Raw genomic sequence first — 22071 nt, 5'->3', positions numbered from 1 at the left:
GCACTGTCTGAGACTGAGTCTGAAAGTGAGTCTGATGTTGAGCCACTGTCTGACACTGAGTTTGAGAGTAAGTCGGATGTTGAACCACTGTCTGACAATGAATCTGAGAGTGAGTCAGAGTTGGACATACTATCTGATATGGAATCAGACAGTGAGCTACTGTCTGATACGGAATCTGACTGAGAGTTGCTATCTGATAAAAAATCTGAGCTTGAATCTGATGTTGACGCACTATCTGAGACTGACTCTGATGTTGACGCACTACCTGATACGGAATCTGATGTTAAACTACTATCTGAAACAGAATCGGAAGTCGATGTGACATCACTTAATGAATTCGATATTGAATCTGACGTTGATGTGACATCACTTAATGAATTCGATGTTGAATCTGACGTTGACGTAATGTCACTTAATGAATTTGATGTTGAATCTGATGTTGATGTGACATCACTTAATGAATTCGATGTTGAATCTGACGTTGATGTGACGTCACTTAATGAATTCGATGTTGAATCTGACGTTGATGTGACATCACTTAGTGAGTCCGAATTAGAGTCGGAAGTTGATTCGCTTTGACTCAATGAATCTGAAGCAGCATAATCAACACTATAGACGTATGTTACTGTCTGATCATTAGCGGTATAACTTCCGGTTGTGCTACCAGTAACAGACTTAAACGTATATCCTGGAATGGTTTTTTGCGTGGTTGTAAATGCTGTGCCAAGGTCACCTTGTTGTACAATATCATCCGAAATGGTCTTACCAGCTGTATCAACGTAGTGAGCAGTTACTTTTCCTTTCGCAATAGTATAATCAAAACTCGTTAACTTGAATTGTTGTAAATTGTAGGAATTTCCTGTAGATGCTGTAATGGCAAAAGACATTGAGGTGTTGTTACCTAGGTATGATGTCATATCATATGAGAAAATTTGACCATTATAATTTACATTCATCACATGCGTTGATCCTACATAACTAATAGTTATCGGTAAAAAATTATTCCCGGATGGACTAGGAATACTTGTAGCCGTTGAGTCAATACTATGAACTACTTTATTTGCATCAGTATATATAAATGCACCAAAACCTCCAGCATTAGAACTGGTTTTGCCATCAATATATTTCTGAGGATCTGCCGTAAATGTTGATCCACCAACAGGATTATTATACGTATCCAATTTGAAACCGAAAGCATTCGCAATGCCACCAATACCAAAGGCATTGCCCGAATTACCTATAATATTAGTATCTCCGGGTTGAAAAACAAATCCAACACCATCAGCACCACCATTTTGCATGCCACCTGTTCCCAAATTTACAGAACCTGTCAAGGTAAATGAACTATCCAAATCCACTTTTGTATTGAGAATAGTATTTCCCTTTTGGTAGTTAGTGTGTGGAGTCAAAGTCGCTGTATCACCTTTAATACTAGCGTTCCCATTGGCTGTAAAGTATTTAGAGTAATCTGTTCCTTCAATTGTAGTATTTTGCGAAGCAGCCACCACAGCAGGAATCGTAGCTTTACTTTGCGCGACTAATAGCTTTTTACTATCAACCTCGCTCGCATTCGTATCACTACTACTCGTACTATCCGCTTTAGTCACCGGTATCGCAATACTACCACAACCAACTATACTGGCGATACCAGTAATCGCCGCGTAGAGCCATGTCTTATGGCTCTTATATGCTTTATATCGTTCTTTCTTGTCCGACAACTGCATATTTTTGAGATTATTCTTTTTGGACATATATTACCCTTGCCTCCCTATATTTTACCCCTGTTGCTTGCACTGTTTACCGAATCATTCGCATTTTTATCCTATAAAACACTGCTATCACTGACATCATTATAATTATTGATGTCATTTCCTGTCGTTCCTAACAGCCATAAAAATTAGCTGATGAATCCTGGTGTGCCCATAATCCCAATAGTCAATACCGGTACATGCAATAAATATCACTATATTTTGGTCGAAGTAATTTTTGCTATGTGACTAATATTTTATATTGTGGATAATCAACAAACAGTTTCTGATTATCGTCCATATATCTATTGGTTGATTTAGAATTCGCTCCTATACTAATGCCTAAATTAACCCCACCTTCTTTCTCTAATAAAATATTACTATACTAAGTCTTCCTTTAATCCTAAATCAAGATATCTCATCATTGCCATCAAGGATCGCGTCACAAAGTATCCACCTGATACAGCCTCTTGCCATGGCTTAATATTTTGGAGCATCTGTTGGTAATCTTCTGCCGTGATACGCGACAGCCTATTATCAATCTCATTCAAATCATCTATCACTAGCCCTATGCCTTGATCAATCACCATTTGCGCATGCGCTGTCTTACTGCTAACTATAATAGGTATCCCCGCAGCTAAATATAGTGACAACTTTGTCGGATTATTGTATTGATTATAAAATACAAAGTTCATATTTGACTTTTCTTTGATATTCTCACTGACGACAATCCCAAATCCACCATCAATTTGTGAAACAATATCATCACTAGGCTGACGTCCTAACCAAACTACACTACCATTGGACGTCACGTCATCACTAACTGATTTATTGTAAAAATATAACGGTGTCGAAGCTTGATAATCAAGATCGACAATATCTCGACCACTGACATAATATAACTTTTTTTGAAATGTCTTATCCTGATGCGGACCTTGGTACAGATAATCCCAAATTCTCATCGCAACCATTGGTACAGAAACACCGTCTTCTTGTAGTTTGTGTCCCATTTTGTCATTACCAACCATAATTAAATCAAACTTTTTTAACTGATTGAGCCAAAAATCATTTCCACGATCATAATCATCATCTTGGGTAAACATCCACGTGGGAATGTCATGGATTAGTGCCACCATTCGCACTGATTCAATGCGTTTAATATAATCAAAAAATTCGGCCTGGAAATTGAGATGTGTCCACATCGGAAATTGGACAACGACTAAATCTCCTGGTTGTACCACACCTAATACAGCCTCTTGAATGTTGTGTCGACGAGACTGATTATTATTAATATTATCATATCCACTGAGATTTAACTCTTGAAATCCTAAATTTTTAGCCGATTCTGCCACATTTTTACTGACGATTTGTATCGCATCATATTGTTGATTATACGCTGAAGCATTTAATCGTGTAATCCATTTTGTCATTGTTACTCCCCCTTTTTATCGCCACGTGTTTGAATGCCTAGATTAACATAACTTATTGCTTCTAAAGCCGCACTTTTAGCGAAGAAACCACTCGAAACGGCGCTTTGAAAGGGTTTAATATTGGCAATCATACGATAGTATTCTGCCTCACTGACACCATTAATAGCTGTCTCAATATCTGAAAGACTATCAATTACTAACCCAATGCCACGCTCTTTAATCCATCTCGCATGTGCTGTATTAGCTAAAGTCACTACCGGAATCCCTGATGCTAAATATAGAGATAACTTCATCGGATTATTGTATTCCCCATACCGATGCATACCTTTATAGCCGCTGTTTTGCGCATAGTATAATAATCCAAATCCGCCATCCAGATGCCTTGGGATATCATTACTATCCATCGGTCCTAGCAAATGTATATAATCCGGTACCTCGCCGACACTATTATCGGGGCCAATAAAATTAATTGGGATATTCGTCGGGTATTCATCGATTAGTGCCGGATCAATTCCTGTAGAGACATAGTATAATTCTCTTTTAAATTGCTTAGCCGCTAGTGGGCCATGATAGACAAAATCGGTTAAGTGCATAGGTATCATAGCCGACGTGACGCCACCTTCATCGTGTAGTCTTGTAATCATTTTTTCATTAGCTGCAATGACTAAGTCATATTTATTTAACATCCACAACGATGCATCACCTGTGTAATCACGTTCTCGATTATCTTGTACCCAAGAAATAATATCCCAAACCAACGCAACGACCTTAGCCTGTCGATTATCTTTTAAATAATTAACAAACTCCAACTCAAATTCAGTACTATTTGTCCATAAAGGATATTGAACAATGACCATATCCCCTGGTAAAACACTACCCAACATCGCTTCCAAATACTCTCGTCGTGTATCTTTGCCTACCTCTTGCAACTGCTTGGCATACATTCTAGGATAATAAAGTTGGCGAAATCCTACTGATGAAACTGATTTGGCCGCCATTTGGTTGGCAATAATACCAGAAGCTCGCTTAGTCACATAATCGTTATCTACTACTGATGTAATCCAATTAGTCATTTTCTTATTTCTCCTCTACATTGTCATTTGACTACGATTGTTGATAATTGATCGAACACTATCTGATAATGTATAAAAGCCAATACCAGGGACAATCATTGACTGACTATACGACTGATGGGCAAAGATATAATGCAAATGTCTCATCATTTTGTCTATATCACTGCCATCCGTAAACATATATATTTGATCAGTTTTCTTTTGTGAATCGACATCTATTGGAATAATCGTCTTAGGCCCTGCATTAACAACTATCTCGATGGCCTGATTATCTGACTGTGTCACATGAACTAAATCATAATGCGGTTTTAAATACGCTGCTGTACTGATGTCTTCGACAGCCAATGATTCTTGAATGATCAAATAATCAAACAATAGCCATTTATGCTTCAAATTGATTAATTCAATTTGATAAGTGACAGTGGCTGTTGGCACTGTGAAATCAAAATGCATATCCGTGCTTCTATTGACTGCGATAACATTTTTATTACTATCTAAAAATTTCAGACTAATCTGCACCGGCATAACATTATCTGACTTCAATCGTAAACTGAGTTGATATTTTTTGCCAGCAGATAACAAAGGTAATGTAGGTAACAGGCCACTGCCCATATAGTCAGTCTCTGAATACCAAGAACAAATAACTTGTCCCGGAGATAACACCTCATTAGCATAATAAACATTTTTATTTTGGAAATATCTAATCGTCGCCCCATTCACATAAGCCGCTTTGGGATTGGTAGGCCAACGAATGATAAATAATTTATTCATTCTCCACCTCACTATAATCCAGATCTTCTTCTATGGTTAATTTACGACCAAAATCGGATTGTAACAGTTCTTTATATTGTTTGTAAAACCAACTTGTCACGCCCGATGTGTCGTCATTATGACGGCCTTCTAAGCCTTTATGTATCACTTTGGCTGTCGGATATTCTTTTTTCAAGTAGTTAAAAATACGACTAAATGGTCTATCCGTATCTTGCAGCATATGCGCAATAATAAATGTGGTCTCGGAATAATCTCCCTGTTGAAATTGCTGCCAAAAACCATCATCTAAGCTAGCCGCTGATGCTTGCGTTAATTCCCCCTCAAGATGGATAATCGTGTCCATCGCCAAATCCCAATCATATGGTGAAAAAATACGTGAGTTTGTTGCTAATCCGCCAATGTTAGCCAACGGTTTACCAACAATAATGGCATGAGGTGCCAACTTGGCACCATAATAAAATGAAGCGTAGGTTCCCATGGATAAACCAGATAATATCAACTCCTTATGCGTGAAACCAAGTAAGTTCAATTTATCCTTGATAACATTAATTAAACTGTCTTCTAACTCATCTCCTCGATAAAACGATCCGCCAACCAAACGTGGATCATAAACTAACATAAATGGTGATCCCAAACTCCCCATCATCCATCGTCCTTCATAACCTTCCGCCGGGCGAAACCCTGAAAAATAAACATTGAACGGTGGCTTCATATCTCCCGCATTAAAGTAATAACCAAGTTCTTCCCCTAAACCTTTTTGTTGCACCAATCGTCTCCCACCCATTGCTAAAAAGTTTGGCTGTTCTAGATGATATCTGATATGGAGATCTCCGATTTCTAACTGACCATATCCTTTCACAAATAATCCAAAATTGACTGGAAACTGCGACTGTCCAATATAAAACGGCATCGGACCATCCTGTAGTTGATCCATGCCAAAATCTTTATAACCAGGATTATTAGCGTCACTGTTATTTTGATAGTAAGCTCGCCAAAAATACTCGGTATCATCGGAAGCTTTCATCTCAGCGTAGAAATTGACCTGTCCTTGTGCATGAAAAGTGTTTTTCCAAAGCATCACTTGCTGGAAGTGATCACCATAATGACCGTTTATTATATAGCTAGATGATCCTTTTTTCGTAACAACACCATCAAAAAAAGGATTAATGTCAACTAAACTATTATCTAAACTTGTTCCCCAAGGCTTGGCATAATTATGATTGATATAATCGATGAGTGAAGTACCACCATCATCCAAGGTGACTTTTTGCGCCCCCTTAAGATTAAGTATGCTTAATGATTGCTCAGATACATGCTGAACATCTTCGTAAAAAACCTGATAGCTAGGTAACTGATTTATGTTTAATTTATCTAGCTCCGTCATCATGTCTGCACTTAATAAAAATAAGCTACTGGTATTATTAATCTGATCATCATCTAATGCTTCAATTTCAGTGATTTCTTGATTTAACTGATCACTAATATTAAGGTAATGGTAGTCATACGAACCACTTAACGCCGATAGGTTCTGTAGCTGTGGTCCGCCGATGTGAAAAAAGTTTTTTGTCTTTTGACTCATACTAGTTTTTCCCGCCATTTCTTACTGAGTTCATCCTCACCAAACATTTCAATGACATCCACACTCGCCACCAAATTTTGATTCCAGGTATCTGTATCACTAACATATTGCAATATAGTTTGTATTAACTGCTTGCTATCCTGAACAATATAGCCATTTTTTTCGTTAATCAGATAGGGTGATTGCTGAAACGAGACAATGGGTATTCCAGCACTAACGGCTAAAGCGTGACTAAAGTAGTCGTTATCGTCACGACTATCTACCAACACTCGTGTTATATTGAAATCCATGACTTTTTCCTGCTTATTAGAGTCAAATCTAAAGCTAAATCCTTTTTTGAATAAATAGGCTTTAATATATTGTGCAAATATTGCACGATCTTTTTTGGCATTAGAATAAGCTTCACGTAACATTGGCGTCATTTCTTCGGCTTCTTGTGCTTCGTGATATTGTTTCACTAGCTGATAATCATCTGACGCTAAATTAATTTCAAAATATTGACTCACAAAATTTGAAACAATTTGATTAAGAACATTTCGGTCTGAACCCGACTCACTATCAACAATCACACACAATTCAGGTATTTCTAATTTCATTGCTATCAATTTCGCTAAAGATTCTTGTTGTAATGTATTTAAACAATTAATTTGCCAATAAATATTTTGATCAGCTGTACTATTACTTTCCCCTAAATTTAGGCTTGTGGCATAAAAAGGCATATAGCTGACATTCTTCATGACATGCTGATGCTGTCTACTACTCTCCTGCTTAATACTGTCTATCAATACCACATTATCAGTCATAATTTGTTTGACATTTTTAATTACTGAAAAATGTTCAGACAGTTGTGCCTGGAATTCATTGACCTGGCCTGAGTAAATCAACACTAAGCTTTGCAAATAAGGAAATATCGACAGAAATTCAGATACATATGGACTCTTTGCATCAATGATAAGACGATCTGTGCGCGGATTGAAATCACTTAAAACTGAACTTAACATCTCTAAAAATAAATCGCCATAGTTTGTATAAATATCACGACTAAATTTCTGACCATAGGCTTCAGCTATAATCACGCAATCTGGATATTCAGTAAAAATGACTTGCCCTTGCTCATCGTAAACTTGCCATTTTATTTTTTTACCTTGAGCATCGTAAAAATTTTTCGACGAAACATATCCTTTATGCGAGTAAATATCAATTTCCCGACTATTCGATGAAATATACTCAACTTGCGAAACAAAACCCCACTGATTAAAGTAAACGCGACCTTTAACTACACCATTATTTGAGAAAGTAACGTCCTTATTGGTATAGTATTTTTCGTATTTTGATAGCCACTTTAGATCAGTCAAAGTGGTCGGTGTGGTATTTTTTGACGGTACGTCCAAAAAAACATCTAATAAATCAGAAAAACTGTTTTGACTTTGTAAACCAAAGTAGTTAACTAGATAATGCATAAATGGTGCCGATTGCAGATTAATAATTTGACTATTACTATGCTTCAAAACTTTAATGGTATTCAACATAGCATCAGATTCAAAATTATCCCTATCTATATGCCAATCTGTTAAAAAATAGATCATTCCCATCTCCTCCGTTTATTGTCAAATAATGAGTAATTGTTTTTATATAACAGAAAACGCACGTCTTGCTGAACAGTGTCAAAAATCACAACTAAAACAAAGAACATTGCAAAATAGTTCGACATATTACTGATAGATTGATGATGAGTCATCAATCCCACCAGTAACGGGACCGTAACAATAATTGGCAAAAACAAACTACCTATGGCGGTAATAAACCAGATTCGTTTAGTAATATACACCCGCGTTTCATGGCCAGGTACAATACCGACAATGTAATCCCCAGACTCTTTCAAATCTTTAGTGACTTGCTCTGGCATAATGTTCACAAAAGAAAATAAAACACCTAAAGCATATAAAATAATGCCATATACTAAAATACCACTGACTTTATTAATGCTAAATAATGATAAAATAAACTCATTTTTTTCATGAAACAACTGCATAATATAAGCCGGAAAATACATCATTGTTGTCGCAAACATGAGTGGCATTGAACCTGCAATTAAAAGCCGAAACGCAATATAGGCATCTTTTGAACGTCTGTCAATGCCTATTCTTTGTATATCAAATCGATACTCTGCCGTGTAAATTGAAACAGAAATCCAAACAAATATGACCGTTATGATAACAAAAATGACTAGACGATCGATATGTGACAATACCGTCGTATAATTAGCTGCTAGACTACCAGTTATTCCTTTCATAATACCTGGTAAGATTAATATGAACGGTCCTCCAACACCATATATTGTATTCAAACTAGCTAGCCACGATATCAATAAAGCGCCCGACACAAAACAAAGTACTGTAAATAAGAATACACTCAAAGGGGTTAAGAAATTCATTTTAGACGTCACTTCACCTTTTAAGTTAAAAGCCAATGGAATACTCTGCAAAATAGACATGATTAATATACCAATAACTTCTATGCGTCCTCGCTGCTCTTGTGAAATTTGTGAAGCAAGCTCTCTATTGGCAAACAAGCCCACTGATAGTAATATAGAAATGGTCATATATGGCCCCATACCTAACGATAGTAACGTAGGACTAGAAAATAACCCACCCGTGGTTAATGACAACATTTTTTCTAAAGAAAAATCACTACCGGGTACTCTAAAAGATAAATGATACCCAGGTACAGGAACCCCTTGTCCAATATAGAACAAAAGCAGAACAATTGTAGTAAATGAAATTTTTTTGACAAGATCACTGTATTTTTTTTGTTTAATCATGTTTACCCTTTACATTATGGAAATTCAATATCAATTGCACCATCGCTCTTAATGATGATGGCTGATAACATCATACTTCTAAAGATATTAGTATATATTTGATCTTCCATATCAAAAAAGTGCCGTCGTGCTTCTTTACCAAATTCATTAATGGGCTTATGTTGTGCCATACCGCGACCATTGACCATATTCTTTAATTGTTGTAAATAATCTAACTGGTCAACCCAGGCCCGATCAATAGCTCGTAATATGACTAATTTTTTGAAGTGATTTAACTGCTGCGCATTACGAATTCGGTTTAAAGATTTTTTTAACAAATCCTCTGACAACTGATTCAAAAAATCTACGACCCGTTTTTTATTCAATTCTTCTTTTTTAACTGATAAGATATCTTTTAAAGGATAGTCGCTCTGCATGTTATTAAATACAAAATCAGCGATTGCCTCATATGATATATTTTTAGAATCATCACAAAATTTTTCAATGACGCGTCTGATTGATTGCGTCATAATGACTTCAAAATAGCCCTGATCGCCAGCCATCACTTTATTTCGCGCTGTGTAAATTCTTTCTCTTTGACCACTCAAAATAGTATCAAATGCTAATGTGTTCTTTCGAGATTGAATTTCTGCATTCCCGAATTTCTTCTGTGCCTTATCCATTACTTTTTTAAATCGTTGACTATTTAATTTTGTGTTGCTATCTAGTTTTTTATCAGCTATTTTACGTTCTAGCGATTTTCTAGTTCGCCGCACCCATTTAGGAGAATTTTCGACAATCATTTTATCTTCCAGGGAAACAAAAAAAACACTTTCTCCTGGTTCACCTTGTCTTCCCGAACGCCCACGAAGTTGATTATCAATTCTCTTACTGGTCATTCTTTCCGTACCAATGACTTTTAACCCACCGTTATTTTTAGCCTCATTAGTCAGTTTTATATCTGTACCTCGACCAGCCATAGACGTTGCTAACGTCACTGACATAGCTCTACCTGCATCTTTAATAATCTGTTTTTCTCGAACAGCCGTTTTGGCATTCAAAAGATTATGTGGTATTTTATGTTGTAATAACACTAAAGAATATAAGTCAGACATCGAAACTGATCCCGTTTCAATCAACACCGGTCTACGATCACGTATTCCTTGTTTAACAGCTTCAATAGATTGCTCAATCTTCGTTTGATTGCTAACGTATATTTTGTCTGACTCATCAACACGCTGTGTCGGCTTGTTGGTTGGAATACTCATAACCTCTAAATGATAAGTTTCCATAAATTCTTTTTCATCAGTCTTAGCGGTTCCCGTCATGCCAGAAAGAGACTTGAATTGCTTAAACAAACTTTGATAACTAATCGTCCCTAATATTTTTGTTTCACTAGTAACTTCAACCGATTCTTTTGCCTCAATAGCTTGATGAATACCACCTTGCATCTTGACTCCTGGCATAGTACGACCATTGACAACGTCTAATAGTAAAACCTTCCCCTTATCTACGACATAGTCTCGCCCTTTTTGTTTTAAATAATTTGCTTGCAAGGCTAAAACAATATGTCGATACAAATCAATATATTGTTGATCGTATATATCATCAATATCGAAATATTGCGCTATCTTCAACAAGCCAGATTTGGTAAACCACACCCGACGCTTATCATCACTATACTCATAATCATCTTTTTGCAAACTTTTAACAAACCAATCACTAATTTGATAATAATTAGATTGCACCTTAGGACTTCCTGATATCACTAACGCGGTTTGTGCCCCATCTAATAAAACTGCGTCAATTTCATCTATAATCGCAAAATTAAATCTCGTCACAACTTGTTCCGATAGTTCAGACCCAAGATTGTCAAATAAATAATCAAATCCTAACTTTGAATGTGTTGTATAGATAATATCAGCGTTATACAAACGATACTTCGTTTCGAAGTCATCATCGTCACTTCCCCCGATACCCACTGTTAGGCCTAACCACTCAAATACTTTGCCCATTGATTGTCCATCTCTTTCAGCTAAGTACTGATTGGCTGTAATCAAGTAATTCCCTTTATATCCAAGCAATGCTCTTGTATAAAGCGGCATAGTGGCCACCAATGTTTTTCCTTCGCCTGTCTTAATTTCGGCAATATTCCCAAAAAAAAGGGCTATCCCACCCAATACTTGTACATAGTAAGGTGTTAGCCCTAAAACTCGCTTATCTGCTTCAATCACAACCGCAAAAGCTTCGGGCAAAAGACTCGCTAAATGATTGCCTGTTTCCAATTTGGTGCGTAAAATAGCTGTTTGTTGCTGTAATTGCTCATCAGTCATATCTTCATATTGTGGTAATAATTGATATATTTTTTTGGCAATACGCTGGTACTTTTGCATTTTAAACATTTAAGTTCAATTCCTAATCTATGAGTGTTTGATAAAATATGAAATAGCACCAAATATATTAATACCTAATGCAATTAATGTTACCGACAAGAGTACTGCAAAAAGAATTGGCCTAACATAAGCTAATAAGGGTAAATTATTAGACTCACTATCCTCATGCTTCAGTAATTCTCTTTCTGCATCAAACCCTGTTTCAATTTTTGACTTTAAAAAATTATTGCTCATGCTATCTTTTCACCCCCTTGGATAATAGTCATTTTTATGCCTTACTAACTTGCTCATTTAATGTTTGCTGATAATCTTCGATCGTCGATTGAATACCATTTTTATCAATCATTTTAGTCATCAAATTTTGCCAATTCGTTCGATCCGTCAAAATGTAGGACAGATTATTGCACAAGTCACGCGCATCTTCAAAAATCAAACTATTGGTATCATACTGAGCCACTTCTTTATAAGACAGAATGATCATATGCTGCTGATAAGCACGTTCAATGATATGATCTACTTTTAATCCGTAGTTGATATCTAAATAAATATCTGACTCTGCTAATGCGATGGATAATTGGTCCTGATCAATCGAAGGAATTAAAGTCAGTTGACTAAACTCGTCTTCTAAATGCAAAAGCTTTTGACTCATATTCGTGTAAGCTGCTATCGTAACTTTGAGTTCTGGAAAGCTTGTTAAAATATCTCTAATACCATAAATGTTATCACTATTTGTTAAAATGAAAGCCGACATACGGAAATGGTTTTCTCTCACAAACTCACCAATTGGAGACAAATAATTTAACCCAATTTCAGTTTTTGGAAATAACTTAGCTACTTTAAGCATATGATTATAGTTCATAAAGACCACTTGATCTAATGCCTTGGGTGTTATTAATTCATCTTTCATATTGCCCGGAACATCATCTGCTAGCGGTTCTTGCCAAAACAAAGTTGTCCCTCTCCTAATACCCAGTAATCTACTAATAAATAAGGGATATGATAATGAATTAATATATGTTCCCGAAACGTTTACATTAATAATTTTTAGATAATAAATAAAAAATTGCGTTAAATTATCAAAGTGTTTTTCTCCCAAGCGGTCATGTAAAACCAAACTGTAAGGCATCAAATTTTCACTAATAATAACGTCTCCGCTCGCATCATAGTATTCTGTCAAATAGGCACCATTCTCATTAGTAAATGTTGTACTGTAATGTTGTCCATATCGGTTATATCGATCCACTTTAACAGGCAATTGAATATTTTCAGCTGAATACCACTCTACCGTATTAACTAAGCGATATCCTTCATCACGATAGTGTATTTTGCCGACAACCTTGTCTAAATATTCAATATTTGCACTGCCACCATCAATATGCCTGATGCCATAAAACTGGGGGATTTTGACTTTATCAAAAAATAAGCCTTCTTTCTCTTGTGAGCCAATTCCCGTAAAGTAAGTATATGGACTGCTTCCCTGTGCTGGTAAATCACCCTCATAGTGGACAAAATAGTTATCGCGATATATCCCCGCAGTCTCTAATGAGTGTATTAACTTTTTACTTTGAGCATCATATCGGTCAAAAATATTGATTTCCATCACTTATCCTCCCTATTGTCTAATAAATGAGCCCATTTTTTTGCAACGTTCTTTTTGAGATAGAAACCAGCCTTATCAGCTGATGATTGTCGACCCGTTTCAGCTAAATTTTGTTCATAAAAACTGATGATTGAGTGCGCCAAACTAAATGTCATCTCTTTTAAATTATCTTTTGGGAATAAAATACCATTCTGCCCATTTTCAATGAATTCACGATTACCATAATCAACGTCTATCCCAATAAATGGCAAACTAGATCCCAATGCTTCCAGCAATGATAATCCAAATCCTTCAGATGTTGATGCTGAAACGTAGCCACTATACTGTGCATACAATTTATTGACATTTTGATGGCCTTTCAATTGAATATAATCAGATGCGTTAAGCGTCTTAATTAATGCTTCAAGTTCCCTTCTTTCTCCACCTTCACCGAAAATATCTAAGGTGAGTGATGGTATCTTTTCGCGAGCCATAACGACGCCTCTAATCACAACATCAATATGCTTTTCTGAGGCTAATCGACTGGCAGTAATCAGGCTATATGGCTTATATTGATTATTCTTAGTGATTTGACTAATATAGCCCACTGGAATGGTAACAATTTTAGCCTGCGTCTTTAATTGTTGACTGAGTATCTTATTTTGTCTTTCCGTTGCTACTATTATCGCTTCAAAGTAGTCGGCATTTTCAAAAACATACTCGTAGTTATTATTCCAAAGTATGTGCGTTGCTGTTGATAAACTTTCATTGTAATGCTCTGCATGAACCACCGAAAACAATCTTACTTGATTAGCCAATACTGGCAATATGCCTTCTACTACGTCTAATGGTCGGTCAATAATGACCGCATCGCTCTGATTCAAACGTAATTGATGGAAAAAATACTGATAAAATGCCATTTTACCGTACAGTATTTGATTATCTATCAAGGTGACCGTTATTTCATTTTTAACATAATATTGCTCATATCGTTGATAACCATTGATATCAAAAAATGCGCGTTTAACTAATTGCCCTTGATGATAGGTTTCAATATTGTTCAAGACTTTGTCGTAATGACGAACATTAACTAAATTACCATTGACAATGTAATCGACACGATCAACGACATTTCCCTCTAAAAGCCATATTTTATATGACTGATTGTCTGTAACTTTAACATCTATAGTCTTATCTGTTTGATTAACAATTTCATATTCACCATCTATAGTCGACAAAAAACGATCAACGCTATATGTCGATAATTCGGCATTTCGTTCACTTAAAAAGTTATAAATCCATAAAATTTGTTCTTGATGATAGCCCAGTAAATCCGTATAAACTGTTATATTAGTTGATAAATAATCTAAAAAAATATAATAATCATTAACGTCAATTTCTTCAAACAATTCCTTGCGATATTTTTGTGCATACTCGACACCACTTGAAGCATATCCTATGCCCTTGTTGACACTATAAACATTCATGATTTGCTCCATATTTCCAAATTAGTGTTTAATCATTATATCGACAATGTTATCACAAAAACGCTGTTGTTTCACTGTTTTTGTTCGCTCATTCATGTCTTTTCTTATTTTTTTATTTCAATGTACCGCCAAAGACAAATATTATAACAATTAGTGTTGCTGCTAGTTCTGTTCCCCTTGACTATAGCAATGAAAAAAGACAGTTAAATTAGATTAACTGTCCTTGTTTTCAGCTGTTTTTTAATGTGGCAAACTGAATTAATTTGACAATACCAATAACTAACAAAGTCACACCAAAGAATGTCCAAACGATTAATCCACCTAATACTGGACTAAATAACAAACTTAATCCCCCCAGTATGCTAACAAAAGCAGCTAAGGTTGCCCAAAATTTATTATTGGCCAATTGATTCAGAATTGTTAATTGCACAAATCCCTCAATGACCCATGTCATACCCGTTAAAATACCAACCACTAAAATCAGTGATATAGCAGCCGATTGCATATCGACAAAAATGAAAATTCCGGCTACCATGTAAATGATCGCTACCAGCAAATTACCAAGTCTTGCCATAGCACCTTCTGATTTCAACTGAAAGAAAGTCCATAACTTAAAAAGTCCGATAACTACCAATGTCGCGCCAATCATACCTGCCGCTACTTTGGCGCTCAGATTAGGCAAAAACAAAATCAAAGCACCAATAATGCTAGAAATTAAACCATCAATACCGATAGCTTTCCGCATTGTATTAAAAAATTCTCCTGACATAATAAACCTCCCTATGTATGCGTAAGTAACACTAAAGTTAATTTGTTACTATGTTCACTAAATTGTACCATACTCCAACATCTATTGGTATTTATAGAACTGTAATTAAATACCCTGTCACGTTGCTACAAACTGCATTTATTGCAAATTAACATTTATTTACTAAGATACGTGAGTACAATTCCTAATATGACCCAAGCAACACCTATAATGCCGGTGAGATATTGGAGTAAAGAGCCTATCCCTTTTCGCCGTTGATTAGAAAACAAAGCACTACTATTATCTCCCGAAAAAAGTGACAAGGCATCTTGCTGCTTGGCAGGCTGCATTACGACTAAGACTAATATTAAAAAACTCATTAATGCCATCAAATAAATCAATATTGCATACATTTCACTAAATTCCTTTCGTGATACCTGATATTCATAAATAAGAACATCCTGAATTGCATTCACTTGCTAAATTACGCATATGAAAACCTTATTGGCCAACCAGGACACTCTCAATATGATCAAAACTGACAGTCATTTGTCCGCTACAGAATCGGCGAGATCAATCTCGAAAATTGTTGTTTAAAGGTTAACCAGTGACCTTGTTGACTAATCATACTATCTGTTAATAACACACTATCGTTGATATCTTGTTGATATTGTCTTTTAAATTCTTGATTAATTGCTTCATCATGAATAAATGAACTGATTTCAAAATTTAATTCATAGCTTCTAATATCTTGATTAGTCGATCCAAACACTGATATTTTATCATCCACTACTATGGTTTTGGCATGAATAAAACCTTTATCATAAAAGTAAATTTCTGCCCCCTGTTGATGCAATAAATTTGCATAATATTGCGTTGCTCTAAATATAAATGGATGATCGGGCATATGTGGAATCATAATTTTAACAGATACACCTTTTTGCAATGCAATTCCTATCGCCGTATACATCGTGTCATCTGGTACTAAGTATGGTGTCTGTATCCAAATCATTTTTTTGGCTGACAATATGATTTGCACAAATGCATTTCGAATAACATGTCGATCTGAATCAGGACCACTGGATAAGGTGTATATCTTGATTTTCCTCTGAAAATGGTGTGCTGGTATGTCAGGAAATAGGCCTCGATCACATTGAATATAATCATCACTGTTAGTCACTGAAGCATTCCAATCTTTAATGAACGTTTCTTGTATAATTTTTGTGCCATTGCCAAATATTCGGCCATGTGTGTCTCGCCAGAAACCAAATTTAGTCGATAGTCCCATATATTGATCTCCAACATTGAAACCGCCAGTCCAAGAGATTCTACCGTCAATCACCACAATTTTCCGATGTAAATGATAATTAAGTCGTGTTTTCGTAATAAAATCTTTTGATGTAATAAACGGAATAACTGTCCCACCATTATCCAAAAGTTTTTGAAAGAATTGTTTATGAACCCCTCCGGATCCCCATGGATCATAAATCATACGCACTTTAATGCCTTCTTGCGCTTTTTCTTCCAAAATAGACAAAAAATTTCGACCTATATTATCATCAAAAAAAGCATAATACTCGACATGTATTGTTTCTTTAGCCTGGCGTAAATCCTGAAACAGATTATCAAATTTATCTTGCCCATTATAAAAAAAATCAACTTGATTGTTCTCAGTAAATATGATGTTCTCTGTCGTGGCGAGATATTGACTAAAGACATCATCTTCATCATCTGGTCTATTCTCACTTGCTCTAATGGCTAAATTAATATCTTCTTTTTGTCGCATTGATAGTTTCGCAGACTGTATCACCTGTCTAGATTTTCTATCCATACCTCTACCTAAGAAAGCATACAAAAAGAAACCCACTATCGGTAAAAAAATTAACGTTAATAACCAAGCCCATGTCGTTGTTATATTGCGTGGATTTTTAAAAACTGTCCATATAGCAATGATTGTATTAGCTAAAATGACCAATTTGACAATGAATAGCACATAACTCATCTGACTACCTCCCTAATTATCCCAATGTAACCCTATCCTATGCCTCTATCTTACCATGAGCGTTCATATTTATGATGATGATTGACTTACTTTTCACAACTTGTCATTTCGGCTTCTCACCCTTTCAGCCCCACTTCTAATTTGTTTAGCCTTTTTGTTTCATATCACTTGATGTTTGTGAAAACTTGACACATCTACATTTTGCTATTGCAGCAATCACTGGTGCTCTAATCTTTTAAAACAGTCGTAACAAGCAATAATTACGCTAAATAATATCATAATGCAGCTTCTCTAAACTAAAAAGCGCCAAACCTTAAACAAATAGGGCTTGGCGTTTTTTCTGTGATCATGATTTGTGAATTTGGCTAAAATAAAATAGTCTAGCACTCACAATCCCGGCAGAAAGGCTTTTGAATTTTATGAAATTTTAGTCCATGAGAAATTTATGAGCGGGCTGTTTGTTATTTTTTCGGAGGCGTCAGCGCACCACCAATTTTTGTTGGGCAGATTCCTCATCAGACAAGGTTAACTTTTCGTCAATTGAAAAATCATAGGGCTGTTCGCCATACAAAATCGTTTTATCAGGTGCCACGCGCGTAAAGCGAAACTTAATTGAATTGTACGTCAAAACGGTTCATTCATCACTTTTATGACTTTTTTATAATCAAATTGTTATCAAAATACTACCAAAGGGGCAATTATTACATTTTTGCCCCATAATAGAAATATCGAATCAAACCCACTCCCCCAAGCGTTGAGGAGGGGTTACCTGTCGGTTTATTTGCAATTTTACCCCCCCTATTAGTAATTTGGGGGCTTGTTTAATTTTTTGAATCGTCTTTAATTGTCAAAAATAAGCGGCTATCAATCGTATTATCAGCATCACTGTATTTTAAAGTGGGCCACCAGGATTGACCAGGGCACTGGTTCAATCCTTTGAAACAGCAGAGCTGTTTCATGGCAGTTATTGTTTACAATTATACACGGTTTTGATTTAAAAATAAAATCGATCTATTAAGTAAAACAAACAACTAACTAACAAGACGACGCCAAAACTTTTTTAGGGGTTTCTTTCAAATCTAACAATTACTGGTTCTTATTATCTAACAGATTGTTGACCCTTTAACTAAATCACTCTCCTTGCTGATGATAATTGTGTGATAAAGTTATTGACTTAACTTGATTCATCTTATGAAAATAAAAAACGCTATCCTTTAAAAATATATAAGGATCACGTTTTTTTGAGAGAGAATATGTGTTTACGAAAAAATTTTTTGGAAAAGAAGTGAATAGTCATGTAATTGACCATGTAATAAGTATAAAATAACTAGATTAAATTAAAATCAAACAAAACCAGTATTCCATGACCTTTAACTGATAAAATACTTAGCAATATATTTACTGAAAAAAATAATCAAAAATACTGCAACAGATCCTATTATGGAAAAACTATCGGACAAAAAAATTATACTAGCAGCAATAATCAAAAATTCCAAAAATATAATAATGATATTCAAGTTGTTATTATTTTTCATGTTGCACTTTTTTACTTCAAAACATAACAGCATGATCTACTTCAATTTAAATCACAAATTCTTTTTTTTAAGTAATTCGTCCTGCTTTTTACCAATGGCATAGGTGTAAATTGCCATTAACACTTTTTTCTTATCGGGATATTTTTCATTTAAAGCATTATCCATTAAAACTTGTAAGTTTGTTTTTTCAGCTTGCAACAATAATTCTTCAAAAATATTCTGATTAGACATAATTTAAGCTCCTTATTGCATTTAAATGGGTCTTCTTTAAAATAATTATACTAATCATCAAAATAATCCGTCAGCAAAATGATTGAAGTAAGTTTAATAAACACTCATCCATAACTACTATTACCTGGACTGTTTACTCATAAACAGTTCATTAGAAATAACAAAAAAGAGCTGGTGTTCCTACGCACTAGCCCTTTTTACTAGAGAGGTTAGTCTCCATGTACTTTTTTCTAACAACATTATAACATTATATTATTGATATTTCAAAACATGATATACTTAAAAAGCTGTTGTTTCCTACTATACTGCAACGGCAAGGAGGTTTAGACTCCATGATTTACTTTTTTCAAGAACTCACACAATTGTTTAATGCAATCTGTGTTGCTGTTGTGACGTTCGCAATTAAACGTTATTTTGATGATCTTAATGATCGTTAAAATAACGTGGGCACCTTATGGGTTCCTTTTTGTTTTTTTATTGTATAACACATATTAATAGCGATAATCCACCACAATTTTATTTTTATTATACACTTACATTTACAGTTTTTTTAGTGTGGTTAAGCTGACACCAGCTTGCCCAACACTGGTAGCGTTCTGCATGATATGGTCCAGACGAAGTCGACCATGCAATGGTAAATTGCCCTGTCACGGCTTGACCCGCCGGAGGTTTTACGAGCCGGATAATAAGCGCTGTAAAATAGCAGTTTTCCCAGAAGTAAGGGAAAACGCTACTGTACTCGCTTGTCGATTACTTGCCTCGCAAAGCCTGTTATACTGGTCTCGTAAAACATTTTTCGAGGAGGTAATTTTTATGGCGCATTTAAAGAAAAATACCCGTGGTGCATTACGACGAGACAATGCACCATTTGCACTATGCCTTTGTGCCAGTTGTTTTTGATGCAAAAAAAGAGCGTTATAAAGTTTCTGCTACACAAGTGCTAACATGTCATAATTTACAAACTTTCCATGATGATTTAGATCAGGATTTAAAAAAGGTGCTACACTTTTATGAAAAAGGCGTTCTGAATAACAAAACCTTACCATTTGAGAATGTGGCCGAAAAAAATTGATGACATTAAACAATCCCTATCTAAAAATCTATTTGGCAAGACCGTAATCAAACCAGATGATTTAGATCATTTTAAGACTATTTTGGCCAATATGAAAAAAATGACACTACAAAGCCAACGAAATTCTGAACAAACAAGACAGTCAAAAAATTGATTATGAGATGCAAGATATGCTTAAAAAGGATTATGGTGTGATAAGTATTAAGCAGAGTGATGTCAAAGCAAGAACCTTACTCTAACCACTTAATCACAATAAACTAACCACAGCTTGAGATGATCAAGAAACAAAAATAGATCATAAGAGATTAGATTGGGGCATTGAGCAAGTGAAAGCATTAATTAATCGACTAGTCGCGTTATCACGCGATAACGTTAAATAGCTCTGTTTGCCGTTTTAAAGCGATTTTAAAGACTTGATGAAAAACTTAATAAGTATTTTAAATTGGCTATATGGCCCTAATAATTTTGAATAACTGAAGATAAATAGATATACCAAATATCAAATAGGTAATACCTAAAAAGAATCAATTTAAAAAATAGTCGCATGGCCATGATCTGCTACAATAATGAATGCACGAAATCGGACACATTTTACTTCACAAAAATAATCAAACATACCCCTCTTTAATGCAGGAAAAAGATTATACCGAAGAAGACCAAATTTTTGAAAAAGAAGCCAAAAATTTTGCTGGTATGTTACTAGCAAATAGAAAAGCCATTCAATCATTACTAAATGAAAGAAAGCCTTTTAATTATTTATGCAAATATTTCGGAATTAGTAACCAAGCTATGCGAATCAGATTATTTAACTTATTGTACTTTCAAACAGCTAAACAGGTCATCGAAGAAGAAAAACAAGATAAGAATATTTTTATCTACTCACAACAAACAATTGCCAACTATATTTATAAAAACTATCAATTACATATCAAATAAAATCTGCCACCAAACACAGAAACCGCGCAACAGCCAACCGCCACCAAAACGGTTAAGCTCGCCCGTGGTTATTATTATCATTGTGGCTTTTTTTATTGTCTTTAAATCTAAATAAATATAGAGAACTAAAAGAAGTTGTTGACACAAGCAAGTCACAAATGCTTGATTGAGAGTGAGGGAAGTTTTGAGCCGAAGATAGTTTTTCCCTTGTTTTTAGGAAGAAAAAAACTTTAATCAAACAAACACTTGACCGATCGTTCAGTCGTCCGTCACCTTATCCATACAAGCTTTGGTTTTACCCACTTGCTTTAATCAATTACTTAGTCATTGAACCAATAAAAAAACGCCCTTATTGGCGCTGTATCACTATATGGCAGATTGCAAGAATCATCCGAACACCGCATGTTTCTGAAAGACTTTTCGTGGTGATTGCCAGTTGAGCGTTTTCATTGGCCTGGCATTAATCCAATGATTAATTTGATCTAATTCTTTCTGACTGATGGTTTCAATTTTGCGTTCTTTTGGGATAAAACGACGGACATATCGATTTAGCACTTCATTACTACCACGTTCTTCTGGTGAATATGGGTGTGCAAAATACATCGGTATGCCTAGCTGTTCTTCTATGTCATCATATTTTGCAAACTCTCGACCGTGATCAACTGTAATTGATTTAGCATTTTTTAT

General features: G+C 35.2%; 19 protein-coding genes. 2 read left to right on the top strand and 17 right to left on the bottom strand.

Annotated elements, in window-relative coordinates; translation table 11 throughout:
- The 16 genes from BLW39_RS06975 to BLW39_RS06650 all read right to left on the bottom strand — a co-directional run.
- Positions 1–1751, bottom strand: a 1751-nt coding sequence (locus BLW39_RS06975; protein WP_200769400.1) for a lectin-like domain-containing protein, incomplete at its 3' end; no start/stop codon positions are given.
- 377 nt (positions 1752–2128) lie between these two features.
- Positions 2129–3178 (bottom strand): glycosyltransferase, encoded by a 1050-nt coding sequence (locus BLW39_RS06720; RefSeq protein ID WP_059379197.1) that lies wholly within the window; start codon positions 3176–3178, stop codon positions 2129–2131.
- Positions 3179–3180: 2 nt separating this feature from the next.
- Positions 3181–4251, bottom strand: coding sequence for a glycosyltransferase (locus tag BLW39_RS06715; RefSeq protein ID WP_059379202.1), 1071 nt, complete (start codon positions 4249–4251; stop codon positions 3181–3183).
- 15 nt (positions 4252–4266) lie between these two features.
- The gene (gene asp3 / locus BLW39_RS06710) at positions 4267–5022 is read right to left on the bottom strand and encodes an accessory Sec system protein Asp3 (RefSeq protein ID WP_059379206.1); all 756 of its coding nucleotides are present in this window, start codon (positions 5020–5022) and stop codon (positions 4267–4269) included.
- Positions 5015–6601, bottom strand: coding sequence for an accessory Sec system protein Asp2 (gene asp2, locus BLW39_RS06705; RefSeq protein WP_059379208.1), 1587 nt, complete (start codon positions 6599–6601; stop codon positions 5015–5017). The genes asp3 and asp2 overlap by 8 nt, the downstream gene beginning before the upstream one ends.
- On the bottom strand, positions 6598–8187 hold the full coding sequence (asp1, locus tag BLW39_RS06700; RefSeq protein WP_059379210.1) for an accessory Sec system glycosyltransferase Asp1: 1590 nt from the start codon (positions 8185–8187) through the stop codon (positions 6598–6600). Before asp1 ends, asp2 begins: the two co-directional genes overlap by 4 nt.
- Positions 8184–9422 (bottom strand): preprotein translocase subunit SecY, encoded by a 1239-nt coding sequence (locus BLW39_RS06695; RefSeq protein WP_082138855.1) that lies wholly within the window; start codon positions 9420–9422, stop codon positions 8184–8186. Before BLW39_RS06695 ends, asp1 begins: the two co-directional genes overlap by 4 nt.
- Positions 9423–9436: 14 nt before the next feature.
- Positions 9437–11803 carry an accessory Sec system translocase SecA2 gene (secA2, locus tag BLW39_RS06690; protein WP_059379212.1) on the bottom strand — a complete coding sequence of 789 codons (2367 nt, stop codon included), beginning with the start codon at positions 11801–11803 and terminating at the stop codon, positions 9437–9439.
- Between the two features lie 18 nt (positions 11804–11821).
- Positions 11822–12028, bottom strand: a complete 207-nt coding sequence (locus BLW39_RS06685) for a hypothetical protein (RefSeq protein ID WP_059379213.1) — start codon at positions 12026–12028, stop codon at positions 11822–11824.
- A 34-nt stretch (positions 12029–12062) separates the two neighbouring features.
- On the bottom strand, positions 12063–13394 hold the full coding sequence (locus BLW39_RS06680) for a glycosyltransferase family protein (RefSeq protein WP_059379215.1): 1332 nt from the start codon (positions 13392–13394) through the stop codon (positions 12063–12065).
- The gene (locus tag BLW39_RS06675; protein WP_059379216.1) at positions 13394–14860 is read right to left on the bottom strand and encodes a glycosyltransferase; all 1467 of its coding nucleotides are present in this window, start codon (positions 14858–14860) and stop codon (positions 13394–13396) included. The genes BLW39_RS06680 and BLW39_RS06675 overlap by 1 nt, the downstream gene beginning before the upstream one ends.
- A gap of 229 nt (positions 14861–15089) precedes the next feature.
- The gene (locus BLW39_RS06670) at positions 15090–15629 is read right to left on the bottom strand and encodes an HdeD family acid-resistance protein (RefSeq protein ID WP_059379217.1); all 540 of its coding nucleotides are present in this window, start codon (positions 15627–15629) and stop codon (positions 15090–15092) included.
- A gap of 155 nt (positions 15630–15784) precedes the next feature.
- Positions 15785–16021: a preprotein translocase subunit SecG gene (secG, locus tag BLW39_RS06665; RefSeq protein WP_059379218.1), complete on the bottom strand. Its 237-nt coding sequence runs from the start codon at positions 16019–16021 to the stop codon at positions 15785–15787.
- 143 nt (positions 16022–16164) lie between these two features.
- Positions 16165–17610, bottom strand: a complete 1446-nt coding sequence (gene cls / locus BLW39_RS06660; RefSeq protein WP_059379219.1) for a cardiolipin synthase — start codon at positions 17608–17610, stop codon at positions 16165–16167.
- A 478-nt stretch (positions 17611–18088) separates the two neighbouring features.
- The gene (locus BLW39_RS07080) at positions 18089–18238 is read right to left on the bottom strand and encodes a hypothetical protein (RefSeq protein ID WP_170124528.1); all 150 of its coding nucleotides are present in this window, start codon (positions 18236–18238) and stop codon (positions 18089–18091) included.
- A gap of 958 nt (positions 18239–19196) precedes the next feature.
- Positions 19197–19376, bottom strand: coding sequence for a hypothetical protein (locus BLW39_RS06650; protein WP_059379221.1), 180 nt, complete (start codon positions 19374–19376; stop codon positions 19197–19199).
- An 859-nt stretch (positions 19377–20235) separates the two neighbouring features.
- Here BLW39_RS06650 and BLW39_RS06645 point away from each other — a divergent pair.
- Entirely contained in the window at positions 20236–20448 is a 213-nt protein-coding gene (locus BLW39_RS06645) for a plasmid recombination protein (RefSeq protein WP_244267951.1), read from the top strand.
- Between the two features lie 570 nt (positions 20449–21018).
- Entirely contained in the window at positions 21019–21384 is a 366-nt protein-coding gene (locus BLW39_RS06640) for an ImmA/IrrE family metallo-endopeptidase (protein ID WP_059379222.1), read from the top strand.
- 387 nt (positions 21385–21771) lie between these two features.
- Here the strand turns inward: BLW39_RS06640 and BLW39_RS06635 are convergent.
- Positions 21772–22071, bottom strand: a 300-nt coding sequence (locus BLW39_RS06635; protein ID WP_143404258.1) for an IS30 family transposase, incomplete at its 5' end; no start/stop codon positions are given.

Source organism: Fructobacillus pseudoficulneus, assembly GCF_900108455.1.
In the GTDB taxonomy this organism is placed as follows: domain Bacteria; phylum Bacillota; class Bacilli; order Lactobacillales; family Lactobacillaceae; genus Fructobacillus; species Fructobacillus pseudoficulneus.
The sequence above is the reverse complement of the archived record's forward strand: the minus strand, read 5'-3'. Positions and strand labels throughout refer to the sequence as shown.